This window comes from Petrocella sp., from assembly GCF_059865615.1.
In genome coordinates this window covers 1-1,146 of the sequence record NZ_JCBCDA010000081.1, presented here as the reverse complement: position 1 = coordinate 1,146, position 1,146 = coordinate 1, and the positions used below count along the sequence as shown (strand labels likewise).

2 protein-coding genes are annotated in these 1,146 nt (G+C 36.0%); both read left to right on the top strand.

The features are described 5' to 3' along the window. The coding region (locus AC6F8J_RS09225; protein WP_500722772.1) for a hypothetical protein at positions 1 to 514 on the top strand (514 nt) is incomplete at its 5' end. A gap of 113 nt (positions 515 to 627) precedes the next feature. After that, on the top strand, positions 628 to 1,146 hold a 519-nt coding region (locus AC6F8J_RS09220; RefSeq protein ID WP_500722771.1), incomplete at its 3' end, for a hypothetical protein.

Genomic DNA, 1,146 nt, shown 5'->3' with positions numbered 1-1,146 from the left:
GGAGATGACCTTAACAAGAGCCGAGGGTGTGGCAGTAATTAGACGCATTATTGACAAAAGCGCAAGAAAACCCTACACAAGTAGAGGGATCAATTACGCTGATCACTTCAAAGGTGGCAAGCTATGGGTAGATCCGGTTAGAGAAAGTGATGAGAAGAACATTGCAGCAGACTTAAAAATGATTGAAAGCAATAAAGTCTACTATGACAAACATGGTAGCTACGAATGGGATGACCATTTAGGCGTTATCATCAAATACTCAGAAGACGGAAAGCCTGTAGACCAGCTTAAAGATTTAGAAAGGCTTTTGCTTAGAAGATTGTCAAAAGAAGATGTACATACAATACTCGATTATATTAAGCATAAAGATGGTTGGCGTACACTGCTGGATGAGGAATATAAATGGTATTATATGGATAATTATAAAATTGCAGTGGTTGATGATCGTATTATTAAAGGAACTCCACTTGAAAGATCTAGAACAATTACAGTACAAGTGTGGAATATAAAATGAAGATAATAAAAAATAGGATATTATTCATATGGAGTAGTTTTATAATCATTTTACTTATTAAAAATACGATAGTTTATGGAACTGAAAGTTATATTGATTTATATAAACCAACTATGACTATTCAGAAAGCATTAGTAGAGGCGAATTTAGAACTTGATGTTTTACTAAATGAAGAAAGATATTTTTTATATAATGAAGAAGGTATAGAAATCGATGCCAATGAAGATATATGGAAGGAATACGGTATATTTTCAACCAAATCACCTTCAGGTAAATATAAGTTCATCAATGAACTACAGGCCTATCAAGATATTCCTAATAATCAGTGGGAATTTATTGGCTATAATATTATGCCTGAGCCGGTGCCTAATCCCTACTATACACCGGATAGTGTGCCGAAAACACAAATTATGGGTAGATGGAAATGGGTTCAAAATCCGGAAATATTTGAAAAAAATAATGAATTTCTTGTAGCTTACCTTTCTCTTAATTACAAAGACGCTCTCAGCCCCACCGACCGAGACGAACTGGCCAATCAGATTATATCAGCTCTCAAGGTCAAATACGGCCCCCTCTTTGACGTGGATATGGCAAAAGCAGAAGGCACCGATGTCTGGCTTAGCCGTGCCGGC